This window comes from Streptomyces sp. NPDC058525, from assembly GCF_042719495.1.
Taxonomy (GTDB): Bacteria; Actinomycetota; Actinomycetes; order Streptomycetales; family Streptomycetaceae; genus Streptomyces.
The window spans coordinates 158,756-179,740 of the sequence record NZ_JBHXNP010000004.1; the positions used below are offsets into that span (position 1 = coordinate 158,756).

The 20,985-nt window shown below is 72.9% G+C and carries 19 protein-coding genes; 8 read left to right on the forward strand and 11 right to left on the reverse strand.

Going from position 1 to position 20,985, the window contains the following annotated elements:
- Positions 1 to 21: 21 nt before the first annotated feature.
- From ACFWP3_RS03965 to ACFWP3_RS03980, 4 genes are all read right to left on the reverse strand, one after another.
- Positions 22 to 567, reverse strand: a complete 546-nt coding sequence (locus ACFWP3_RS03965; protein ID WP_384215863.1) for a hypothetical protein — start codon at positions 565 to 567, stop codon at positions 22 to 24.
- A 186-nt stretch (positions 568 to 753) separates the two neighbouring features.
- Positions 754 to 1,386 carry a DedA family protein gene (locus ACFWP3_RS03970; RefSeq protein ID WP_384215865.1) on the reverse strand — a complete coding sequence of 211 codons (633 nt, stop codon included), beginning with the start codon at positions 1,384 to 1,386 and terminating at the stop codon, positions 754 to 756.
- 209 nt (positions 1,387 to 1,595) lie between these two features.
- On the reverse strand, positions 1,596 to 3,254 hold the full coding sequence (locus tag ACFWP3_RS03975; RefSeq protein WP_384215867.1) for an alkaline phosphatase D family protein: 1,659 nt from the start codon (positions 3,252 to 3,254) through the stop codon (positions 1,596 to 1,598).
- Positions 3,255 to 3,349: 95 nt separating this feature from the next.
- On the reverse strand, positions 3,350 to 3,994 hold the full coding sequence (locus ACFWP3_RS03980; RefSeq protein WP_384215918.1) for an HNH endonuclease family protein: 645 nt from the start codon (positions 3,992 to 3,994) through the stop codon (positions 3,350 to 3,352).
- 513 nt (positions 3,995 to 4,507) lie between these two features.
- On the opposite strand from ACFWP3_RS03980, the gene ACFWP3_RS03985 reads away from it, so the two are divergent.
- Positions 4,508 to 5,089, forward strand: a complete 582-nt coding sequence (locus ACFWP3_RS03985) for a TMEM165/GDT1 family protein (RefSeq protein ID WP_384215869.1) — start codon at positions 4,508 to 4,510, stop codon at positions 5,087 to 5,089.
- Between the two features lie 360 nt (positions 5,090 to 5,449).
- On the opposite strand, the gene ACFWP3_RS03990 is transcribed toward ACFWP3_RS03985, so the two are convergent.
- The gene (locus ACFWP3_RS03990; RefSeq protein ID WP_384215871.1) at positions 5,450 to 6,136 is read right to left on the reverse strand and encodes an HAD-IA family hydrolase; all 687 of its coding nucleotides are present in this window, start codon (positions 6,134 to 6,136) and stop codon (positions 5,450 to 5,452) included.
- Between the two features lie 234 nt (positions 6,137 to 6,370).
- Positions 6,371 to 7,417 carry a peptidoglycan-binding protein gene (locus ACFWP3_RS03995; protein WP_384215873.1) on the reverse strand — a complete coding sequence of 349 codons (1,047 nt, stop codon included), beginning with the start codon at positions 7,415 to 7,417 and terminating at the stop codon, positions 6,371 to 6,373.
- Between the two features lie 216 nt (positions 7,418 to 7,633).
- On the opposite strand from ACFWP3_RS03995, the gene ACFWP3_RS04000 reads away from it, so the two are divergent.
- Positions 7,634 to 9,706, forward strand: coding sequence for an MDR family MFS transporter (locus tag ACFWP3_RS04000; RefSeq protein WP_384215875.1), 2,073 nt, complete (start codon positions 7,634 to 7,636; stop codon positions 9,704 to 9,706).
- 36 nt (positions 9,707 to 9,742) lie between these two features.
- Here ACFWP3_RS04000 and ACFWP3_RS04005 read toward each other — a convergent pair whose 3' ends face one another.
- Positions 9,743 to 10,219: a GNAT family N-acetyltransferase gene (locus tag ACFWP3_RS04005; RefSeq protein WP_384215920.1), complete on the reverse strand. Its 477-nt coding sequence runs from the start codon at positions 10,217 to 10,219 to the stop codon at positions 9,743 to 9,745.
- 222 nt (positions 10,220 to 10,441) lie between these two features.
- On the opposite strand from ACFWP3_RS04005, the gene ACFWP3_RS04010 reads away from it, so the two are divergent.
- On the forward strand, positions 10,442 to 10,837 hold the full coding sequence (locus ACFWP3_RS04010) for a nuclear transport factor 2 family protein (protein ID WP_384215877.1): 396 nt from the start codon (positions 10,442 to 10,444) through the stop codon (positions 10,835 to 10,837).
- 136 nt (positions 10,838 to 10,973) lie between these two features.
- Here the strand turns inward: ACFWP3_RS04010 and ACFWP3_RS04015 are convergent, their stop codons facing one another.
- The gene (locus ACFWP3_RS04015) at positions 10,974 to 11,324 is read right to left on the reverse strand and encodes an antibiotic biosynthesis monooxygenase family protein (RefSeq protein WP_384215879.1); all 351 of its coding nucleotides are present in this window, start codon (positions 11,322 to 11,324) and stop codon (positions 10,974 to 10,976) included.
- Positions 11,325 to 11,443: 119 nt separating this feature from the next.
- On the opposite strand from ACFWP3_RS04015, the gene ACFWP3_RS04020 reads away from it, so the two are divergent.
- The gene (locus ACFWP3_RS04020) at positions 11,444 to 13,498 is read left to right on the forward strand and encodes a bifunctional glycosyltransferase 87/phosphatase PAP2 family protein (RefSeq protein WP_384215881.1); all 2,055 of its coding nucleotides are present in this window, start codon (positions 11,444 to 11,446) and stop codon (positions 13,496 to 13,498) included.
- Between the two features lies 1 nt (position 13,499).
- Here the strand turns inward: ACFWP3_RS04020 and ACFWP3_RS04025 are convergent, their stop codons facing one another.
- Entirely contained in the window at positions 13,500 to 14,936 is a 1,437-nt protein-coding gene (locus tag ACFWP3_RS04025) for an FAD-binding oxidoreductase (RefSeq protein ID WP_384215883.1), read from the reverse strand.
- A gap of 578 nt (positions 14,937 to 15,514) precedes the next feature.
- Between ACFWP3_RS04025 and cmk the strand changes: the two genes are divergently transcribed.
- The 3 genes from cmk to der all read left to right on the forward strand — a co-directional run bounded on the left by cmk (position 15,515) and on the right by der (position 18,405).
- Positions 15,515 to 16,222, forward strand: a complete 708-nt coding sequence (gene cmk / locus ACFWP3_RS04030; protein ID WP_384215885.1) for a (d)CMP kinase — start codon at positions 15,515 to 15,517, stop codon at positions 16,220 to 16,222.
- Positions 16,177 to 16,866, forward strand: coding sequence for a lysophospholipid acyltransferase family protein (locus ACFWP3_RS04035; RefSeq protein WP_384215887.1), 690 nt, complete (start codon positions 16,177 to 16,179; stop codon positions 16,864 to 16,866). The genes cmk and ACFWP3_RS04035 overlap by 46 nt, the downstream gene beginning before the upstream one ends.
- A 75-nt stretch (positions 16,867 to 16,941) precedes the next feature.
- Positions 16,942 to 18,405 carry a ribosome biogenesis GTPase Der gene (gene der, locus ACFWP3_RS04040; protein ID WP_384215889.1) on the forward strand — a complete coding sequence of 488 codons (1,464 nt, stop codon included), beginning with the start codon at positions 16,942 to 16,944 and terminating at the stop codon, positions 18,403 to 18,405.
- Between the two features lie 24 nt (positions 18,406 to 18,429).
- Here the strand turns inward: der and ACFWP3_RS04045 are convergent, their stop codons facing one another.
- On the reverse strand, positions 18,430 to 18,816 hold the full coding sequence (locus ACFWP3_RS04045; protein ID WP_384215891.1) for a hypothetical protein: 387 nt from the start codon (positions 18,814 to 18,816) through the stop codon (positions 18,430 to 18,432).
- A gap of 100 nt (positions 18,817 to 18,916) precedes the next feature.
- A complete protein-coding gene (locus ACFWP3_RS04050; protein ID WP_384215892.1) occupies positions 18,917 to 19,723 on the reverse strand; it encodes a hypothetical protein in 807 nt (268 codons plus the stop codon).
- A 295-nt stretch (positions 19,724 to 20,018) separates the two neighbouring features.
- On the opposite strand from ACFWP3_RS04050, the gene ACFWP3_RS04055 reads away from it, so the two are divergent.
- Positions 20,019 to 20,942, forward strand: a complete 924-nt coding sequence (locus ACFWP3_RS04055; protein WP_384215894.1) for a transglycosylase family protein — start codon at positions 20,019 to 20,021, stop codon at positions 20,940 to 20,942.
- Positions 20,943 to 20,985: the final 43 nt, after the last annotated feature.

Sequence of the window (20,985 nt, forward strand, 5' to 3'; positions counted from 1 at the left end):
CGGGGGCGAGCCGGTGCGCGGTCAGGCCGCCGCTCGGCGCCGCATGATCCACACGCCGGCGCCCAGCGCGCCCGCGACGAGGGCGCCGCCCATGGCGATCTGCCCCGGGCTCATCGAGTCGATGCTGCCGCCCGTCCCGCCGCGCGCCGCGCCCGGGGTGACGTTCAGGGACACGGTGACGCGCTCTCCGCCCGGTGCGCACTCGAAGGTGACGCGGTGGGTGCCCTGGCCGGCGTTGCGGTAGACGGTGGCGCTGCCGAAGAGGTTGGTGGCCTCCAGGTTCCCGGGGGTCAGACGTACCTCTCCGAACGCGCTGGAGGTGGCCCGGCCGACCTTGGTGCCGCAGCCCTCGAGATTGAGGGCCACCCGGCCGCCCGGGGCGACGGTGGTGGGGGAGACGGTGGCGGTGGGAGCGGAGTACGCCAGCGTGGCGGGAGTGGCGGCGGCGACGGCCAGGGTCGCGGCGGCGACGGCCAGCAGGCGGCGGCGACGGGCCGCGGCAGGCAGGGCGGCTACTCGGGCGGCGGACGGCTCGGCATGGGGTGTGGCGGGCAGTTTGGCGGGCATGGAGAGAACTCCTCGGCTCCTCGAAACGGCGCGGCCACGGCACGGATGTGACGCGGGTTCGGTTGTGCACCGTGCTGTGGACGCTAGGAGCCGAGCCCGGAGGCGGCGATCGGGGCCGGGTGAACGGGTGAGCCACTGCTCCGCCCGGGGGAGGGGCGGGGGCAGATCCTGGCGGGGGCCGGAACCCTACGCCGCAGGGGCCGCCGCCGGCGCGGCCGGGCGGCGTACGAGGAAGGCCGCCAGGGCGCCCGCGGCGAAGAGCGCGACGATGGAGACCGCGGTCCCGAGCCACTGCGTGCCCAGCCACTGGGTGCCGAAATAGCCCAGGGCCACGCTGTAGCCCGCCCAGGCCATGCCCGCCAGCATCGACCAGGGCAGGAACTCCTTCACCTTGCGGTGCGTCTTGCCCGCGCCCAGCGACACCACCGAACGCCCGGCCGGCGCGAAACGGGCGATCACCACCAGGGCGCCGCCGCCCCGGGCCAGAGCCGTCCCCAGCCGCTCATGGGCGCGGGTCAGCCGCCGGGAACGGGCGATGGCCCGGTCCAGCCGGGCACCCCCGCGCCGCCCCAGCCGGTACGCGGCCATGTCACCCAGCACCGAGGCGGTCGTGGCGATCACGAGCAGGGCCAGGATGTCCGGCACCTGCGCGGGCACGGCCACCGGCCCCGCCGCCCCGGCGGCCGCGGCCGCCGCCGCAGCGGTGATCACCAGCACCCCGCTCGGCAGCACCGGAAGGAACACGTCGAGCACGACGGACACCGCCACCACGGCGTAGATCCATGGGCTCGCGGTCAGCGACCCCAGAGTCTCAAACAAGGCGGGACTCCCCAGTCCGGTTGACGTGCAGCGGCATGAAGCGCCGCGACGTCGCGGGGGAGCGGCAGGAGCGGCTTGACAGCCATACAGCGTACGCCCGGCGTTCGCACACCGGATGCCCGGGGCGCCCCCGCACCCCCCGGCGCGTCAGACCCCGATGTCACACCGAATCCCGCACCCGGCGCAACACCCGAGGCCAGGCCCGCACCCTACTCCGCCCCGGCCAGCTCCCGGTCCAGCACCGTCACCAGCCGCGTACCGTCCCGCCCCCGGCGGCCCTTCTGCGCCTGGTCCAGCCGCAGCCGGGCCGTCCGGCCCGCCAGCGCCAGCGTCATCAGCTGGTTCCCGAACCACGGGCCGCCCGTACGCCGCCAGCTGACCGGCGGCCGGCCCGTCCGCCCGTGCCGCGAGAAACCGCGCCCCAGCCAGCGGCCCATCCGCGACCAGCCCAGCCGGAAGCCCAGCTTCACCGCCGTGTGGATGGAGTTGTGCACCGGCGAGCACGTCAGCTGGAAGACGCGCGCCGTGCTGGGTATGTGCGGCTCGGCCACATACGCGTGGTGCACGTCCCCCGACAGCACGCACACCGTCGCCGGCGCCCGCGGACCCGTCCCCACCTCCTCGATCAGATCGGTCAGCGTCGCGAACGAGGCCGGGAACGCCGCCCAGTGCTCCAGATCGCTGCGCCGGCGCAGGTTCTCACCGATCCGCGCCCACCGGGGCCCCCGCTCCCCGCGGCACAGCGCGGCATTCCACGTCTCCGCGTCATGGATCAGCGGCGGCATCAGCCACGGCAGCGAGGACCCGATCAGCAGGTGGTCGTACGCCCCGTGCCCCGCGAGCGCGTTCTCCCGCAGCCACGCTTCCTCCGACGGGTCGAGCATCGCCCGGCCGTCCTCCGCCAGCACCCGGGCCGCCCGGGTGTCCACCATCAGCAGCCGGGTCCGGCCGAAGTCACGCCGGTAGCTCCAGCGCACCGCCGCCGGATCGGCATCGGCCGCGGACGCGAAGGAGCGCAGCAGGTCGGTGCCGTCGGGGGTCTGCCGTATCGCCCCGTACAGCCCGTCCGCCTCCAGCTCGGCCGGCGAGAGATTGCCCAGGTGCTGGTACACCCAGTACGACATCAGCCCGCTGATGACCCGCTCCTGCCACCACGGCGTCGCCCGCATCTCCGCCAGCCACGCCGCGCTCGTGTTCCAGTCGTCGATGACGTCGTGGTCGTCGAATATGTGCAGGCTCGGCACCGTCGACAGCAGCCAGCGGATCTCCGGATCGAGCCAGGACTCGTAGTAGAGCCGGGTGTACTCCTCGTAGTCCGCGACCTGGGCGCCCGGCGGATCCCGCAGGTCGCGGCGGGCCGACAGCCACTGCCGGGTCTCCGCCGACAGCGCGTCCGCGTACACCTGGTCCCCGAGCAGCAGCAGGACGTCCGGGCGCACCGCCTCCGGATCGGCGGCCAGCCGCGCCGCGAGGGTGTCGAGCGCGTCCGCCCCGTGCGGCCCGTGCCGGCCGGCGGGCGGCGCGGCCTGCCGGCAGGAGCCGAAGGTGATGCGCAGCCCCGGATCGCGACCCGCCACGGCCGGGCTGGTGATCGTGCTCGGCGGGAAGCCGCTGTCCGCCGGCGGCCACACGAGGACCCCGTCGAGCAGCACCTCATAGGCCGTCACGGTCCCGGCGGTCAGCCCGGTCACCGGCACCAGCGCATAGTGGTGGCCGGCGATCTGGAAGGTGCGCACACTACCGCCGGCCCCGTCGGCGCACCGCACCTCGGCCGTGCACGGGCGGTCCGCCTCCACCCATATGGTGGCGGACCCGCCCGTGTCCCAGTCGACGTGGCGCAGCAGCGGCCCCAGACGCAGTCCGGCCATGTAACTCCCCCTCCTCAGTAGCCCCTTTGATCACGGTACGACGTGGAGGGGGAGCCCCGCCTCCCCCTGGCGGGGGAAATGGCCGGCAGCCCGGGTCAGCAGCCGCCCAGCACGCTCACGAGGGTGTTCTTCTCGGCGGAGTCCATGCTCAGGCCCCAGTACTGCTTCACGTGGACCCACATCCGCGCGTACGTACAGCGGTACGCGGAGCGCGAGGGCATCCACTCGGCGGGGTCGAGGTCGCCCTTGGCCTGGTTCACGTTGTCGGTGACCGCGATGAGCTGCGGACGGGTGAGGTCGTTGGCGAACTGCTGGCGCTTGGCGGTGGTCCAGGAATTGGCGCCGGAGCGCCAGGCCTCGGAGAGGGCCACGACGTGGTCGATGTCGAGGTCGGAGGCGGCGGTCCAGGTGGCGCCGTCGTACTCGGAGTACCAGCTTCCGCTCACGGCGGCGCAGGAGGAGTCCTGGACGACGTTCACGCCGTCCCGCTTCAGGACGGTCTCGCGGGTGTTGCAGCTGCCGGAGACGGTGCTCCAGTGCGGGAAGAGGTCGCGGCTGTAGCCGCTGCCGGATCCTTCCGCCCGCGGGGTGACCGTCGCCAGGTAGGAGCGGGCGGCCGAGGCGCTGATGGGGGCGGGCGGGGCGGCCTGGGCGGCGGGGGCGTTGACGAGGGAGGTGAGGGAAGCGAGCGCGACGGCTGATGCGAACACGCCAATTCGACGCGCGTAGACGGTGGGTATGAGTGCCATGAGGGGCTCCCTGGGTGCGGGGGGTGTGGCCGTGCGGCCCCGGCGGGGCGCGGCCATGGTCTCGGCGCCAGGTTTCGCAGGGATGGGCGCCGGGTGACAGCCTGGCGACATGAGCACGTCAGATCAAGCCAGGCAACGCCGTTCGTTCAAGCGGAAGTTGAGATTCCGGTGGCGTGGAGCGCCTGAGCCTGCGTAGAGCAGGACCAAGGGCCTATTCCGGACACCCCCCGGCGTCGCGTACCCTTGTCGGAGCAGAAGGGGAGTAGCTCTTCGCCGGACCGTCGACATACTGCTGGGTCACCCCAGCCGGCGCCCGGAGGCAGGCCGCACACAGCGGCCGGCCAGCGAGACCTTCGGCCGCAGTGTCCTGTTCCTGCGTGCGCGCGCAGCCATGCGCGCATACGCGAGCCAGGGCGCCGCCGAGCCGAAGCGACCCCTGAAACAAGCACTCCAGGTCTCTCGGTAGCGACGGCGCCCTGCCCTACCGATTGAGGTTCCACCCCCGTGTTCAGCTTCAGCGTCACGGCGATCGCCTTCGGGGTCGTCTTCCTCGCCGAACTCCCCGACAAGACGGCCCTCGCCGGACTGATGCTCGGCACCCGCTACCGCGCCTCGTACGTCTTCGCGGGCGTCGCCGCCGCCTTCGCCGTACACGTCGCCCTCGCCATCGCCGCGGGAAGCGTGCTCACCCTGCTCCCGCACCGGCTCGTCCAGGCCGTCGTCGGCGTCCTCTTCCTCGCCGGCGCGGCCATGCTGCTGTGGAAGAAGGACGACGGCGAGGAGGAGGTCAAGCCGCCCGCCGACCAGTCCTTCTGGAAGGTCTCCGGCGCCGGCTTCATGCTCATCCTGGTCGCCGAGTTCGGCGACCTGACCCAGATCATGACCGCCAACCTGGCCGCCCGGTACGACAACCCGGTCTCCGTCGGCCTCGGCGCCGTACTCGCCCTGTGGGCGGTCGCCGGCATCGGCATCCTGGGCGGCCGCACCCTGATGAAGTACGTGCCGCTGCGCCTGATCACCAAGATCGCGGCCGCGGTGATGGCGGCGCTGGCGGTGTTCTCGCTGTACGAGGCCATCGCGGGCTGAGGCGGCGGGGGCTGAGGGCGGGGGAGCCGGGGCGGGAGCGGGAGGCTCCCGCCCGCGGGCGGGGCCGTGGGGAGTTCGTCGCGGTCGCGCCCCTGGTGTGCGGCACGATCCCGATCGGGGGTCCGGTCGAGAAGGAGTACGGCAACTCCTTCTCGACCACCGTGACCCGCTCCACCACCCGGGGAGCGGGGTGGGACTACCGGTCGAGGCGGGCATCGAGGTCAACGGGCAGTGCGACCTGGCCCCGGACATGCGGCGGCTCCAGGCGAAGTTTCCGCGATCGAAGAAATCCGGACGGCCGTCGAGGCCGCCGTCTGATCCCGGTGCCGACGCGGCCGGAGTTCGGGGCCGCGGCCGCGGTCAGGCCGTCGCGTTGACCGTGATTTCGATCGAGCCGTCCTGGGCCGTGGCCACGCGGAGGGACGTGAGGTCCGGGGCGTGCGTCGTCGGGTTGTGGGCGGCCGCGCGGGGGCCGATGCCGATCACGCGCATGCCCGCGGCCTGCCCGGCGGCGATGCCTGCGGCCGAGTCCTCGAACACGACGCAGTCGGCCGGTTCGATGCCCAGTGCGGCGGCGCCCATGAGGAAGCCCTCGGGGTGGGGCTTGCTGGCCTGGACGGACTCGGCGGTGACCCGCACGGCGGGCATCGGCAGGGCCGCTGCCGTCATCCGGGCCGTGGCCAGGGCCGCGTCGGCGGAGGTGACCAGGGCGTGCGGCAGCCCGGCGATCGACTCCATGAACTCCGGTGCGCCCGGGACCGGGACCACGCCGTCGGTGTCGGCGGTCTCGCGGGCCAGCATCACGGCGTTCTCCGCGTGGTTGACCTCCATCGGGCGGTCCGGCAGCAGGACGGCCATGGTCGCGTAGCCCTGGCGGCCGTGGACCACCTTGAGGGCCTCTTCCGGATCCAGTCCGTTCGCCACCGCCCACTCGCGCCAGCAGCGTTCGACCACCGCATCGGAATTGACGATGGTGCCGTCCATGTCCAGCAACAGGGCCTTGGCGGTGAGGACGACGGGTGCGGTGGCGGTGGTGCTGGCCGGCATCGGCGGGCTCCAGACGGGGCGGGAGAAAGAGAACAAGTGGTTCCGTCCACCGGTCAGGGAGTGAGGACGGAACCACTTTGTTCCTCCACGATACAAAACGGGGGCGGTCCGCGCCACCGCCGGAGGTGTGACCCGTGTCCCTTCTCTCCCTTCTCTCCCCGCTCGCCCCTTGTCTCCCCTTGCAGGGCTTCTCTTCGGGGCTGGCCCGCCGTCGGCGGTCTTCGCGGGGAGCCGTCAGCCCTCCAGGGCCTTGCGGGTGATCGGGCCGTAGACGCCCCACTCCTCGTCATCGATGTTGTTCTGGTACTGGAAGGTCGATACGGCGTTCTCCACCCGCCAGTCGAACTTTCCGTTGATCTTGGACGTGTACAGGCCCCTGGCTGCCAGCAGCCGCTGAAGCTTCTCCACCTCGGCGCCCGAGTCCCCGTAGCGCAGGGTCGGGGCCGCTGCCGGCGGGGAGGGGGTGGGGGTGCGGCTCGGGCTCGGTGACGCGCTCGGGGAAGGGGGCGCGGAGGAGCGGGACGCGCTGGGCGAGGGCGAAGAGGACTTGGACGTGCTCGGCGACGGGGACGGCGAGGCCGAGGCCGACGGGGACGGGCTGGCCGAGCCGGAGGGGGTCGGGCTCTGGGACGGACTGGGCGGGGCCACGCTCGTCACGGGCGCCGAGGCCTTCGCGTCCATGAGGGCGGTGTCCGTGCCCGGGGAGTCCGGGAGCACCCACAGGGCCATGGCCGTCCCGCCGAGGGCCACCACCGCGGCGGCGGCGAGCAGGAGCGGGAGCAGGCGGCGGGCGGCGGGTCCGGTCCGCGTCTCGGGGCCCCCTCCCCCTCCCCTCCCCCCGAACCCGACTGTGGTCGGGTCCGTCCCTGCCTCGGCCGAGACGGCACGGAGCTGCACCGTTTCGGCCGGGTTCGGTCTCTCGGCCGGGTGTGCCGGCTCGGCCGGGCGCGGCGGCTGGCCCGGGTGTGCCGCTTGCTCCGGGTGCGCCGCCGGTCCCGGGCTCAGCGGCTGCCCCGGACGCTGCGCCTGGCCCAGGTGCGGCGAGTGCCCCGGGTCGTGCGGGTGCGCCGGGTCGTGCGGGTGCCCCGGGGTGCGGCCGTTGTCGGGGCCGGTCTCGTCGGAGGGCCAGGGCTGGTGGGCCGGGACCGCGGGTATGCCGTACGCCGGGGTGTCGGCCTGGGAGGCCGGTGTCACGACGCGCGGTATCGGCGGCGGAGGCGGCAGGTCGTCGTCGTCCGGTTCGCCCGGGTCGGGCAGCGAGACGTACGGGCGGATGCGCAAGGGGTCGAAACCCGCACCCGGCACGCACCGGCAGCGGGCCCCGCGGGCGCCGCAATCTGGACAGTGCTCACCGTTCACTGGAATCCCTCCCTGGACACTGCCAGGCATTATGCAGACCCGCCGGGCCGCTCCCAACCCTCCGCCCGCCCCGCCGAGAGGCCATAACCGGACACACCACGCAGGATGGAGATGTTGATCCGGCCTGAGGAGGAATCGATGGCTCAGGATGTGACCACGGATGCCGTGGACCCCGGTCACGGCCCGCAGAACTCCGGACCCGCCGCCGAACACGCCTCCCGCGAGGTTCTCGTCTCCATCGGCGCCCTGCTCTTGGGCCTGCTGATTGCCGCCCTCGACCAGACCATCGTCTCCACCGCTCTGCCGACCATCGTCAGTGAGCTCGGCGGCATGGCGCACCTGTCCTGGGTCGTCACCGCCTACATGCTCGCCTCCACCGCCGTCACTCCCCTGTGGGGCAAGCTCGGCGACCAGTACGGACGCAAGAAGCTGTTCCAGTACGCCATCGTCCTCTTCCTCATCGGTTCCGCCCTGTGCGGCATGGCCCAGGACATGGCGCAGCTCATCGGCTTCCGCGCCCTCCAGGGCCTGGGCGGCGGCGGGCTGATCGTGCTGTCCATGGCGATCGTCGGCGACATCGTCCCGCCCCGCGAACGCGGCAAGTACCAGGGCCTGTTCGGTGGTGTCTTCGGTGCGACGAGCGTGCTGGGGCCGCTGTTGGGCGGCCTGTTCGTCGACCACCTGTCCTGGCGCTGGGTCTTCTACATCAACCTCCCCATCGGTCTGGTCGCGCTCGCCGTGATCGCGAGCGCGCTGCGCATCCCGGTGCGCTCCTCGAAGCACACCATCGACTACCTCGGCACCTTCCTCATCGCGTCCGTCGCCACCTGTCTCGTCCTGGTCGCCTCCCTCGGCGGCACCACCTGGGCCTGGGGGTCGGCCCAGATCATCGGGCTCGCCGTCCTCGGCGCGGTGCTGCTGGCGGTGTTCGTCTTCGTGGAGCGCAGGGCCGCGGAACCGGTCCTGCCGCTGAAGCTGTTCCGCATCCGCACCTTCACCCTCTGCTCGGTGATCAGCTTCGTCGTGGGCTTCGCCATGTTCGGGGCGATGGTCTATCTGCCGACCTTCCTCCAGGTCGTCCAGGGCGTCTCGCCGACGCTGTCCGGTGTGCACATGCTGCCGATGGTGCTCGGCATGCTGATCTCCTCCACCGCCTCCGGGCAGGTCGTCAGCCGCACCGGGCGGTGGAAGGTCTTCCCCATCACCGGGACCGCCGTCACCGCCGTCGGGCTGCTGCTCCTGCACCAACTGCACCGCACCAGCTCCACCTGGGAGATGAGCGTCTACTTCTTCGTCTTCGGCGTGGGACTGGGCCTGGTCATGCAGGTGCTCGTGCTGGTGGTGCAGAACTCCGTCAGCTACGCGGATCTCGGCGTCGCGACGTCCGGCGCGACCTTCTTCCGTTCCATCGGCGCCTCCTTCGGCGTCGCGATCTTCGGCACGATCTTCACCAACCGGCTCGACGACAAGCTGGCCACCGCCCTCACGGGCGTCCGGCTGCCACCCGGTGCGAGCGCCGCGCAGCTGGAGGCCGACCCGCGGGCCATCGGCACGCTCCCCGCCGAGGTGCGGCCCCGTGTCCTCGACGCCTACGCCACCTCCATCACCGACGTCTTCCTCTACGCCGTCCCCGTCGTCCTCGTCGCGTTCGTCGTCGCCTGGTTCCTCAAGGAGGACAAGCTACGCGGTTCGGTCACCGCGCCCGACGTGACGGAGACCCTCGCCTCCAACCCCGTTGAGCGGTCCTCCCGTGACGAGGTCGCCCGCGCGCTGTCGGTGCTGGGCACCAGGGAGGGCCGCCGGCACGTCTACGAGAAGATCACCGAGAAGGCCGGCTACGACCTGCTGCCCGCCGCGAGCTGGCTGCTGCTGCGGATCAACAAGTACGGCTCGGCGGAGCCCGCCCTGCTGGCCGAGCGCACCATCGTGCCGTTGAAGGCCATCACGGACGCCGCCCGCCAGGTCGAGGGGCGTCACCTCGCCGTACGGGACGGGCTCGCGCTGCTCCTGACCGACCAGGGGCGCGAGGCGGCCGCCAAGCTGTCCGCCGCGCGCGAGGAGTCCCTCGCCGAGCTCCTGGGCGACTGGTGGGGCCCGGACCGCCCGACCGACCTGGTCAAGCTGGTTCAGGAGATCAACGCGGAGCTCTGCGGGTCCGACGCCGAGGAGCCCTACGACGCCTCGCCCCGCCGCGACCACGCCGCACACTAGCCCCGGTCCGACCGGCGGGCCCTGCCGTGCGCAGGGTCAGACCAGCCGCTTCTCGAACCAGTGCTCCGCATACGGGCCCGAGTTGTACGCGGGTATCTCCGCATAGCCCTGACGCGCATACAACGCCCGGGCTTCGACGAGGTCCGACCTGGTGTCCAGCCGGATCCGCTCGGCGCCCAGCGCGCGGGCCTCGGCTTCGAGGACTTCGAGCAGGGCCGCCCCGCCGCCCGTGCCGCGGGCGCGCCGGTCGACGTACACCCGGGTGAGCTCGGCGGTGGCCGGGTCGAGGAGGCGTATGCCGCCGCAGGCCAGGGGCTCGCCGTCCAGCCGGCCGACGACGAACTGGCCGGTGGGCGGGAGGAGGCCGTCGTCGGGGAAGTCCAGGAGTCCCTGGTCGATCTCGGCTTCCGCGACGGACCGTTTCCAGTAGCGGCCGGCGACCTCGGCGTAGTACGCGCGGCGCAGGACCGTGGCGTCAGGGGTGGTGAACGGCTCGGGGGCCACGGTCCACATGCGCGTGCGCGTGGGGGTGGACGAGGGGGTGGGCTGGTGGGTGCCGGTGCCGGTGCCGGTGCCGGTGCCGGTGCCGGTGCCGGTGTCGGTGCGGTGTTCGCTGTGAGTGGTCATGGCGTCATTGTGGAGTTCGCCGCGGATCTCTGGCGTGCAATATCCACAGGCACGGGCTGATGATAGGAAAAAAGGGCAAACCGTGCGTTCTGGAGGGTGTGAAACCACATGTCCGAGCATCCCGACTGCGCCCTGATCCGCCGCGGCTACGAGGCATTCGCCAAGGGCGACATGGACATGCTGGGCACGCTGATGACGGCCGACGTCATCCACCACGTGCCCGGCGACAACCCGCTGTCCGGGCACCACAAGGGGCGGGAGAACGTCATGGACTTCTACCGCCGGCTCGGGGAGGAGACCAAGGGCACCTTCCAGGTCCACCTGGAATCCGTCCTCGCCGACGGCCGCGGCCACGTCATGAGCTTCCACACGGCACGCGGCGACCGCGGCGACCGCGGCATCGAGATCCGGCAGGGTCTCTTCTTCACCATCGTCGGCCACAAGATCACCGACATCGACCAGTGCACGGCCGACATCGACGAGGAAGACACCTTCTGGAGCTGAGCGCGGCGAGGAGCGGCCCGGGACACGGACATCCCGGGCCGCTCCTCAGCGCCTCACGCCGGCACGCAGTCATGTCGTCGCGAGCGCCTCACGCCGTCACGAGGCACCTCACGCCGTCACGAGGCGCCCCACGCCGTCACGCCTTCTTCGGCGCCGCCTGCTGCACTACCTCGAACGACCACACCGACGAGCCCGAAGCCGCCGGCTTCGGGCGCTCGCCGCCCTCGCCACCAGCCCCGCCGGCAGCCCCGCCGCCACCCTGGTGCGCGGCCTTCATCGGCCCCTCCATCCACGCCTGGAAGTCCTCCTCGGACCGCCACCGCGTGTAGACGAGGTACTGGTCAGTGCCCTCGACCGGCCGCAGCAGCTCGAACCACTCGAAACCGTCCGAGCTCTCCACGGTCCCCGCGCGCGAGGCGAAACGCTGCTCCAGAACCTCCCGCTGCTCGGCCGGCACGGTCAGCGCGTTGATCTTCACGATGCTCATGCAGGCCATCCTAGGTATCCCGCGCGGGATATCGTCGTCCAGGTAATGGAACGGGGCACGAAACGCGGCAGCCAGGCAAAGTCAGGGTTGCGGTCAACAGGGCGGGAGGCCGGCGAGGCGTGGCTAACGCGGCGGAGCACAGTGGTGGGCACGGACATGCCGGAGTCATAGGCGGTAGCGGCAGCAGGCTCGGGGCGGCACGCCTCCTCCTGTGGGCGCTGGCGGGAGCACTCGCCGTCAGACAGGCCGCCGTCGTGCTGAGCGTCCCACCGGGCCAGTGGCTGAGCGGCTTCCACCTCCCCGGCAGCCTTCCCGGCTCGATCTACGACACCGGCCAGTTCACCGGCACGCCCTTCGCCGGTCTGGTCCTCAAACCGCTCGTCGGCCTCGCGGCGCCGTCGCTGGAAGTCGCCTGGATCTCCCTGACGCTGCTGTTCGTCGCCGCCATCGGACTCGTCGCCGCGCGCGGCCTGCCCGACCCCGTGCCGCGCCGCACCGCGCTGCTCGCCGCGCCCGTGCTGACCGCCCTGATGATGGTCTCGCTGCCCGTCCGCGAAGCCGCCTCGCCCAGCCAGACCGCCGTCCTGCCCGTGCTCCTGGTGCTGCTGGCCGTCTTCCGCGCCCCCGGCGGCCGCCAGGCCGGCTTCCTCATCGGCCTGGCCGCGGCCCTCCAGCCCGCGCTGCTGCTCTTCGCGCCGCTGCTGTGGCTGACCGGCCGCCGGCCCGCCGCCGGGTCCGCCGCCGTCACCTTCGCCGGAGCCACCGCGCTGTCCTGGGCGGCCATGCCCCGCGACTCCTGGACGTACTGGGTCCACCACCTGGCCGGCACCGGCCTCGGCGGCGCCCCCGACAGCCTCGCCAACCAGTCCGTCCACGGCGCCCTGCTGCGCCTCGGCCTGACCGGGCCCCTCGAGATCCTGCTCTACGCGGCCCTCGCGGCCGGCATCGCCTTCATCGGCCTGCGCCGCGCCGTCCGCTACGCCCGCGACGGGCAGCTGCTGCTCGCCGTGGCCGTCACCGGCTGCGTGGCCGTCGCCGTGTCCCCGGCCGGCTGGCGCCACCAGCTGCTGTGGGTGCTCCTCGCCGTCGCGGGCAAGGTCGGCAGGCGCGCCGCGGACCGGCCCGTGTGGCCCGTCGCCGTCGTCCTGGCCACGACCCTGCCCAGCGCGGTACTGCTGCCGAACCTGGCCGCGCTGGCCCCCGTACGCGACAACGTGCTGCTGCTCGCCGCGCTGGCCGCCGCCTGCGCCGTACCGCTCCTGCCGCGCTCCTCGCCGTACTGGCGCGAACCCGTACCGACGGCCTACGGGAAGCCCGCGGCCGCCCGGTGGCAGCGGGTGCCGCTGCTGCCGTTCTGGCGGCGCGTGCTGTCCCGCCCCAACCTGCTGCTGGAACTCCTGCTGATACGGGTCGGGTACTCGCTCTACTCGCACATCAGGGCCGCCGCCCCCACCAGCCGCGACCTCGCCGAGGGCAACGGCAGCCAGATCCTCGGGATCGAGCGGGCCCTGGGCCTCGACATCGAGCACGCCGTGAACCACGCCGTCGTCAACACGCCCTGGCTGGAGGCGTTCTTCAACTTCTACTACACCTCCTTCCACTTCGTGGTCCCGCTGACGATCCTGGCCGTCCTGTACTGGCGCCGCCCCGGCGACTACCGCTGGGCGCGCGCCTCCCTGGGGCTGGCGACCGTACTGGCCCTCATAGGCTTCTGGCTGTACCCGCTCGCGCCGCCCCGACTGATGCCCGGCCTCGGCTTCATCGACACCGTGCACGGCCCGCAGGACCTGGCCAACCCGTCGTACGGGGCCATGACCGCGATCTCCAACCAGTACGCGGCGATGCCCTCGCTGCACTTCGGCTGGTCGCTGTGGTGCGGGATCGTCATCGTCGTGCTGGCCCCGAAGGGCTGGCAGAAGCTGCTCGGCGCGCTCCACCCGCTGATCACCGTGTGCGCGATCGTCGCCACCGCCAACCACTGGGTCCTCGACGCGGTGGGCGGCGCGGTCGTCGTCAGCGCCGGCTTCGGGCTCGTGTACGTGCTCTCCGGACCGCGGCGGCTGCGGGCGGCGCTGCCCGCGCAGCGCACGGCGAACGGCGAGGAACAGGGACAGGGGACGGGGATGGGGAACGGGCAGGAGCTCAGGACTCCGGCCGGGTCCCGGTCTTCGTAGGTCAGGCCTTCACCGGCGGCCCGGTCTGCGCGGGCTCGGTGTCCGCGGCCTGCGCGGACGGTGCGGCGGCGGGCGGGATGTTCTGGTTGAGGCGGAAGAGGTTCCCGGGGTCGTAGCGGCGCTTCAGCTCGCGCAGGCGCCGGTACTTCCGCGGCCCGTAGGCCTGCTCGACCCGCTCCTGGCCCTCCTCCATCAGGAAGTTCGGGTAGACCCCGGTCTGGTGGGGCGCGAGCGCCGACCACAGGCCGCGCGCCCACGTCCGCTCCTGCTCGAAGCCCTCGGGGCCCTCCGTCGTCCCGTTGATGTTGAAGGTGTGCCCGGCGCCGCGCCCGCCGAAGGCCGTCTCGTCCTCCCCGACGCGTGCGATGGCACCGCCGAGCTGGAAGATCGGGAAGGCGGTGAACGGGGAGACGATCCGGGACGCGTGCTCGGCCGTACGGTCGATGATCTCGTCGGTGAGCCGGTCGACGTCGCACGACTTGAAGTAGTACCAGCGGCCGTGCGGGAACGACGGGTCGAACATGGCCTGGTGCTCGGTGAACGGCTTGGGCGTGCACAGGTCGAGTACGGGCGCGGGCCCGGCGTCCTCGCGCAGCGGGCGCAGCACCTCCTGGCCCTCCTCGACCGGGCCCGCGTAGCAGCAGACCACCATCACGACCGGCTTCCCCCGCAGGCGGGCGGGTACGTACGGGGCCGCCGGCGCCTTGCGGTGGACGACCGCCGTCGTCAGCTCGTCCGGTACGGCGGTGATCCACTCGCGGTAGAAGCGCAGCAGCCGGGCCGACTCGGACATCGGCCAGATGACCGGGCCGGCCAGCACGATCGGCCCGAGCGGGTTGAGGCGGAAGGTGAACTCGGTGACGATCCCGAAGTTCCCGCCTCCGCCGCGCACGCCCCAGAACAGGTCCGGGTTCTCGTCCTCGTTCGCCTTCACGAAGGATCCGTCGGCGGTGACCAGGTCGACCGAGAGCAACTGGTCGACGGTGAGCCCGTACTTGCGCATCAGCCAGCCGATCCCGCCGCCGAGGGTGAGCCCGGCCAGGCCGGTGTGCGTGACGATCCCGGCCGGTACGGCCAGGCCGAACGCCTGTGTCTCGTGGTCCAGTTCGCCCAGGAGCACCCCGGCCTGGGCGCGGACCGTGCGGGCGTCGGGGTCGACGCGGATGCCGCGCAGGGGCGAGAGGTCGACGACGATCCCGCCGTCGCACACGGACTGGCCGGGGAAGCTGTGGCCGCCGCCGCGTACGGCCACGGGCAGTCCGGCCGCGGGGCCGGCCGCGAAGCGCACCGCGTCTATGACGTCCGCGACGCCCGTGCAGTGGGCGATGAGGGCGGGGGAGCGGTCGACGGAGCCGTTCCAGACGCGGCGGTCCTCGTCGTACGTGGGGTCTCCGGGCTGCACCAGCCGGCCCCGGAAGGACTGACTGAGCGTAGCCATGCCTTCAGTCTGGCACCGGGGGGTGGCTTCGGCCTGCGCGGGCCTGCGGGGGCCTGCGGGGGCGGCGGGGCCGAGGGGTCGACGGGGTCGACGGGGTCGAACGGGCCGAAGGGGCGCCGGGGCGGTCTGTGGCCCCGGCGCCCCTTCGGCTGGATCGCCGCTGTCTGTAAGGATCACCCGGTTCGGGTGGGTCCGCCACTTGGAGGGGGCGGGGCCCTTTGCCTCCGGCGGGGCTGGGGATCGGGGCTCGGGCCCGGGGGCCCTGCTTCCCTGTATCCGGCTGGGGTCAAAGATCGGGGCTCCGCCCCGGACCCCGCGCCTCAAACGCCGGCGGGGCTGGAATTGGGCTGGGCTGTGTGGGTGGGCGGGCGTCAAGGATTCGGGGCTCCGCCCCGGACCCCGCGCCTCAAACGCCGGCGGGGCTGGATGTGGGGCGTGCCTTGGAGGGGGCCGGAGAGTGGTGGTGGAGGCGGTCGGTTGAGAGGGCGGGGCCGGGGGGTGCTGGGGCCCGGTAACCTGGAGGAGGGGCGTTTTCGTGCGCCCGGACACGTACGCGCAACCAGGAAGGTGCCCGCACCGTGGAAACCGCAGCTCCGGCAGCCGTGATCGTCGCCATCGACGGTCCCTCCGGCACGGGCAAGTCCAGCACCTCCAAGGCCGTGGCCGCCAAGCTCGGGCTGCGCTACCTCGACACCGGCGCCCAGTACCGGGCCATCACCTGGTGGATGATCACCAACGGCGTGGACACCGACGACCCGCACGCCATCGCCGTCGCCGCCGGGAAGCCGTCCATCGTGTCCGGCACCGACCCCGCCGCGCCCACGATCACCGTGGACGGCCTCGACGCCGCCGGACCCATCCGCACCCAGGAGGTCACCTCCAAGGTCAGCGCCGTCAGCGCCGTCCCCGAGGTGCGCACCCTGATCACCGAGCTGCAGCGCTCCATCGCCGCGAAGGCGGCCGCGGAGGCCGACGGCATCGTCGTCGAGGGCCGCGACATCGGCACCACCGTGCTGCCCGACGCGGACCTCAAGGTCTTCCTGACCGCCTCCGCCGAGGCCCGCGCCGCCCGGCGCAGCGGCGAGCTCCGCGGCAAGGAGGCCGCCGACCTCGCGGCCACCAAGGCGGCGCTGATCAAGCGCGACGCCGCGGACTCCGGCCGCAAGACCTCCCCCCTGGCCAAGGCCGGCGACGCCGTCGAGGTGGACACCACCGAGCTCACGCTCGACCAGGTCATCGAGTGCGTCGTGACCCTGGTCGAGGAGAAGCGGGCGGGCCGCAAGTGAGCGAAGCGCCCTCCCTCAAGGGTGCGGCGGTCGGCAGGCGCATCGGCATCGGGCTCATGTACGGGCTCTGGAAGCCCCGTGTGCTCGGCGCCTGGAAGGTGCCCGCCTCCGGCCCCGTCATCCTCGCCGTGAACCACTCGCACAACATAGACGGCCCGATGGTCATGGGCACCGCGCCCCGGCCCCTGCACTTCCTGATCAAGAAGGAAGCGTACGTCGGCCCGCTCGGCCCCTTCCTCGAAGGGATCGGGCAGGTCAAGGTCGACCGCTCCGGCACCGACCGGACGGCGATCACCCGCGCCCTCGGCGTGCTCGACCATGGAGGGGCCCTCGGCATCTTCCCCGAGGGCACCCGGGGCGAGGGCGACTTCGCCTCGCTGCGCGCCGGACTCGCGTACTTCGCGGTCCGCAGCGGCGCGCCCATCGTGCCGGTGGCCGTGCTCGGCAGCGGCGACACCAAGGGTCGGCTCGTCAAGGGCCTGCCCGCCCTCAAGAGCCGGGTCGACGTCGTCTTCGGCTCGGCCTTCGACGCCGGGGACGGCAGTGGCCGACGTACCCGCACCGCGCTGGACGAGGCCACCGTACGCATCCAGGACCGGCTGACCGCCCACCTGGCCGACGCCAAGCGCCTCACCGGGCGCTGAGCGAGACTTGACCTAGTAGTGGAACCGCGCTGCGCGGGTACCACCGATCACCACGAACGACGAGGAACGGACTTCATGAACGACCAGCACGACCACGGAGCACTTGGCGACGCCGAGTACGCGGAGTTCATGGAGCTCGCCGCGGAAGAGGGCTTCGACATCGAGGACGTCGAGGGTGCCCTCCAGGAGGCCGCCGCCGGCCCCCTCCCCGTCCTCGCCGTCGTCGGCCGGCCGAACGTCGGCAAGTCGACCCTGGTGAACCGCATCATCGGCCGCCGCGAGGCGGTCGTCGAGGACAAGCCGGGCGTCACCCGCGACCGCGTCACGTACGAGGCCGAGTGGGCCGGCCGCCGCTTCAAGGTCGTCGACACCGGCGGCTGGGAGCAGGACGTCCTCGGCATCGACGCCTCCGTCGCCGCCCAGGCCGAATACGCCATAGAGGCCGCCGACGCGGTCGTCTTCGTCGTCGACGCCAAGGTCGGCGCCACCGACACCGACGAGGCCGTCGTCCGCCTGCTGCGCAAGGCCGGCAAGCCCGTCGTGCTGTGCGCCAACAAGGTCGACGGCCAGAGCGGCGAGTCCGACGCGGCCTCCCTGTGGTCCCTGGGCCTCGGCATGCCGCACCCGGTCTCCTCCCTGCACGGGCGCGGCACCGGCGACATGCTGGACGCGGTGCTCGAGGCCCTCCCGGAGGCCCCCGAGCAGAGCTTCGGCGGCTCCGCCCCCGGCGGTCCGCGCCGCATCGCGCTGATCGGCCGCCCGAACGTGGGCAAGTCCTCGCTGCTCAACAAGGTCGCGAAGGAGGACCGTGTCGTCGTCAACGAGCTGGCCGGCACCACCCGCGACCCGGTCGACGAGCTGATCGAGCTCGGCGGCGTCACCTGGAAGTTCGTCGACACCGCCGGCATCCGCAAGAAGGTCCACCTCCAGCAGGGCGCCGACTACTACGCCTCCCTGCGCACGGCCGCCGCCGTCGAGAAGGCGGAGGTCGCGGTCATCCTGATCGACACCACCGAGACGATCAGCGTCCAGGACCAGCGCATCATCACCATGGCCGTCGAGGCCGGCCGTGCCATCGTCATCGCCTACAACAAGTGGGACGAGCTCGACGAGGAGCGCCGCTACTACCTCGAGCGCGAGATCGAGACCGAGATGCAGCAGGTCGCGTGGGCGCCCCGGGTGAACGTCTCGGCGCTCACCGGCCGCCACATGGAGAAGCTGGTCCCGGCGATCGAGACCGCCCTCGCGGGCTGGGAGACGCGCGTCCCCACCGGCCGCCTGAACGCCTTCCTCGGCGAGGTCGTCGCGGCCCACCCGCACCCGATCCGCGGCGGCAAGCAGCCCCGCATCCTGTTCGGCACCCAGGCGGGCAGCAAGCCGCCGCGGTTCGTCCTCTTCGCCTCCGGCTTCCTGGAGCACGGCTACCGGCGCTTCATCGAGCGCCGGCTGCGCGAGGAGTTCGGCTTCGAGGGCACCCCGATCCACATCTCGGTGCGGGTGCGCGAGAAGCGCGGCGCCCAGTACAAGAAGAAGAAGTAGTACGGGCGGTACGGAGTCCCGGGGTCAGTAGCCCCGGCGCGGAGCGGGCGGCAGGGCCGCCGGGATGGGCGTCATCCCGGTCTGGCGCGGCCGCCCGTCGGCGTATCCGGAGCCGCCGGCGTACGAGTACGCGGGCTGGGGCTGCGGCTGCGGCTGCGCCACGTACGTGGGCTGCCAGCCGTCGGTGCGCTGCCACGAGGAACCGTTCCAGCCGCTGTCGTACGTGCCGCCCGCGCCCGTGTACCCGCCCCCGTACGAGAAGGCCGTGAACCCGAGGTCCTCCTCGCCCGTACGGTCGCCCGGCAGCGCCCGGAAGGCCCGCAGGTACTCCGAGTACAGGGCGTCGTAGATCGGGGTGTGCGAGACGGAGCTCGTACGGGACGGGGCGCGGGAGGAGTCGTATGGATGCACGTATCAGCCAACGAAACCGGGGCCCTGCGGATGCGGGGTGGCGGGCGGAAAACGCAGATCGCCGCCGGGGCCACCCCGGCGGCGATCGGAGCTTCGTCCGTCAGGCGCCCGGCGTACCGGCCAGGGGCATGGAGGCGGCCACGAGCTTGCCCGAGGCGGCGGCCTTGTCCAGGGCGTCGCGCAGCAGGTCCTCACGCGGCTGCTGGCCGATGGACCCGACCGGGGCGGCGTAGATGAGCACGCGCTGGGTCTTGTTGACGGCGCTGCGCCAGCCGTCGGTGACCGACAGCGCCTGGTGCGCCTGCCACCAGGCGACCGGGCGGCCGCCGTCGGGGCCCGGCTGGAGGACGGCGTGGAGCTGGCCGCCGGCGAGCAGGACCGACCAGCCGCTCAGTGCGGTGGGGAGCTGGGCGGTGTCCATGACCGGGATGAAGCCCTGCTCGATGAGGAGCGGGAGGAAGTCGTCGCCGGGGCCGTCGCTGCCGGGGCGGGCGATCGGCGCGGTCGGCTCGACCACCAGGGCGGGGTGCAGCTCCCCGCCGATCAGGACCAGGCCGCTGGTGATGCCGAGGACGGCCTGGCCGCCGGGCACGTTCTGCGGGCCCCCGCCGGCGGCGGCCGCGGCCGGGCTGTCACCGGTGATGCTGGCGACGGCGCCCTGGAGCTGCTCCTCGGACACCTTCACCACCTGGGAGGGGATGCAGGTGGCGTGGGCGAAGGCGAGGACGGCGGTCTCCTCGCCGACGAACAGCACCGTGCTGGTGCGGTCGTTCTCGGGGTCGCCCGGGGTGCGGCAGGAGGTGCAGTCGTAACTGCGCGGCGCGTCCTCGCCGACGAGCAGCCTGTCGGCTTCTTCGTCACCGATCTCGGCACGTACCTCATCACTGACGTCGAGCATGCGCGGCACGGGGTGGCTCCTCGGCATAGGTGCAGGGGCCGGGTGGTTCCCGGCTCGCCGGGCTCAACGGGGGAGCGGCAGCCGGGGTCACGCCATTGGAGGGAACGGATTCGAACCGGGCCCCCGTACGAGTGAACCGCCCGGCGGGGGCTTCGCTTCGTGCCAACTGTTTTCTGATTGTGCGCAGTTGATGGCCGTGATTGGCCGTTTGGGGGAGGGCGGCAGGTCGGCCGACCGGGTGGGGCGCGGAACGTGCGGGGCGCGCCGGGCCGGTTGGGCGGTGGGCGCTGCGTAGCGTGACGCGATGCCCCACCTCCGGATCCGTCGCCGGCGGGCCAGGGCCCTTCCGGGCGCCGCTGCCGTCGCCGCCGTGCTGGCTCTCGTACTCCCTGCCGGTGCGGCGGCGGCCCAGGCCCCGCCGCCGCCCGCGCCCGGTCCGGCCGGGGCGGCGCACCCCGGCTCGCCGGGGGTGATCGGCACCGGGCCGGGGGACTGCGGGCCGGGCGGGGAGTGGCCCTGGGACTGCGTCGCCGACTGCGAGAGCGGCGGGCGCTGGGCCATCAACACCGGGAACGGCTTCTACGGCGGGCTGCAGTTCTGGCAGCCGACGTGGGAGGACTACGGGGGGCTGGGGTTCGCGGCGCGCGCCGACCTGGCCAGCCGGGTCCAGCAGATCCGGGTGGCGGAGGACGTGCTGGGCGCGCAGGGCTGGGACGCCTGGCCGACGTGCTCGAAGCGGTACGGGCTGGCCGGGCGGATGCACGTGGTGCGGAGCGGGGACACGCTGGTGTCGATCGCGCGGAAGCACCGGGTGCGGGGCGGGTGGCAGGCGCTGTACGAGGCGAACCGCGCGGTGGTCGGGGACCGGCCCGGGACCCTGGTCGTGGGCACCCTGCTGACCATCCCTGAGCAGGACCAGCCGCGCCCACCGACCCCGCCGGCTCCGGTGAATCCGCCGGCCCCGGTGAATCCGCCGAGCCCGGTGAATCCGCCGAGCCCGGCGGTATCGCCGACCCCGACCCCGACCCCGACCCCGGCCGCGCCCGTGGCCCCGGCCGGTCCGGCGGCTGTCCCGTCGGCCGTACCGGCGGCCCCGGCCGGTGCGGCGCCCGTTCCGTCGGCTGTGCCCACGGCTCGTCCGGCGCCCGGGCCGGCGGTCGTTCCCTCGGCGGCGCCGTCCTCCGGTCCCTCGGTCGTGCCGTCGGGTGTTGCGAGGCCTGGGCGCTGAACGGGGGTCCACCCGCGCGCAGTTCATAGTCCCGGTCCCCGGG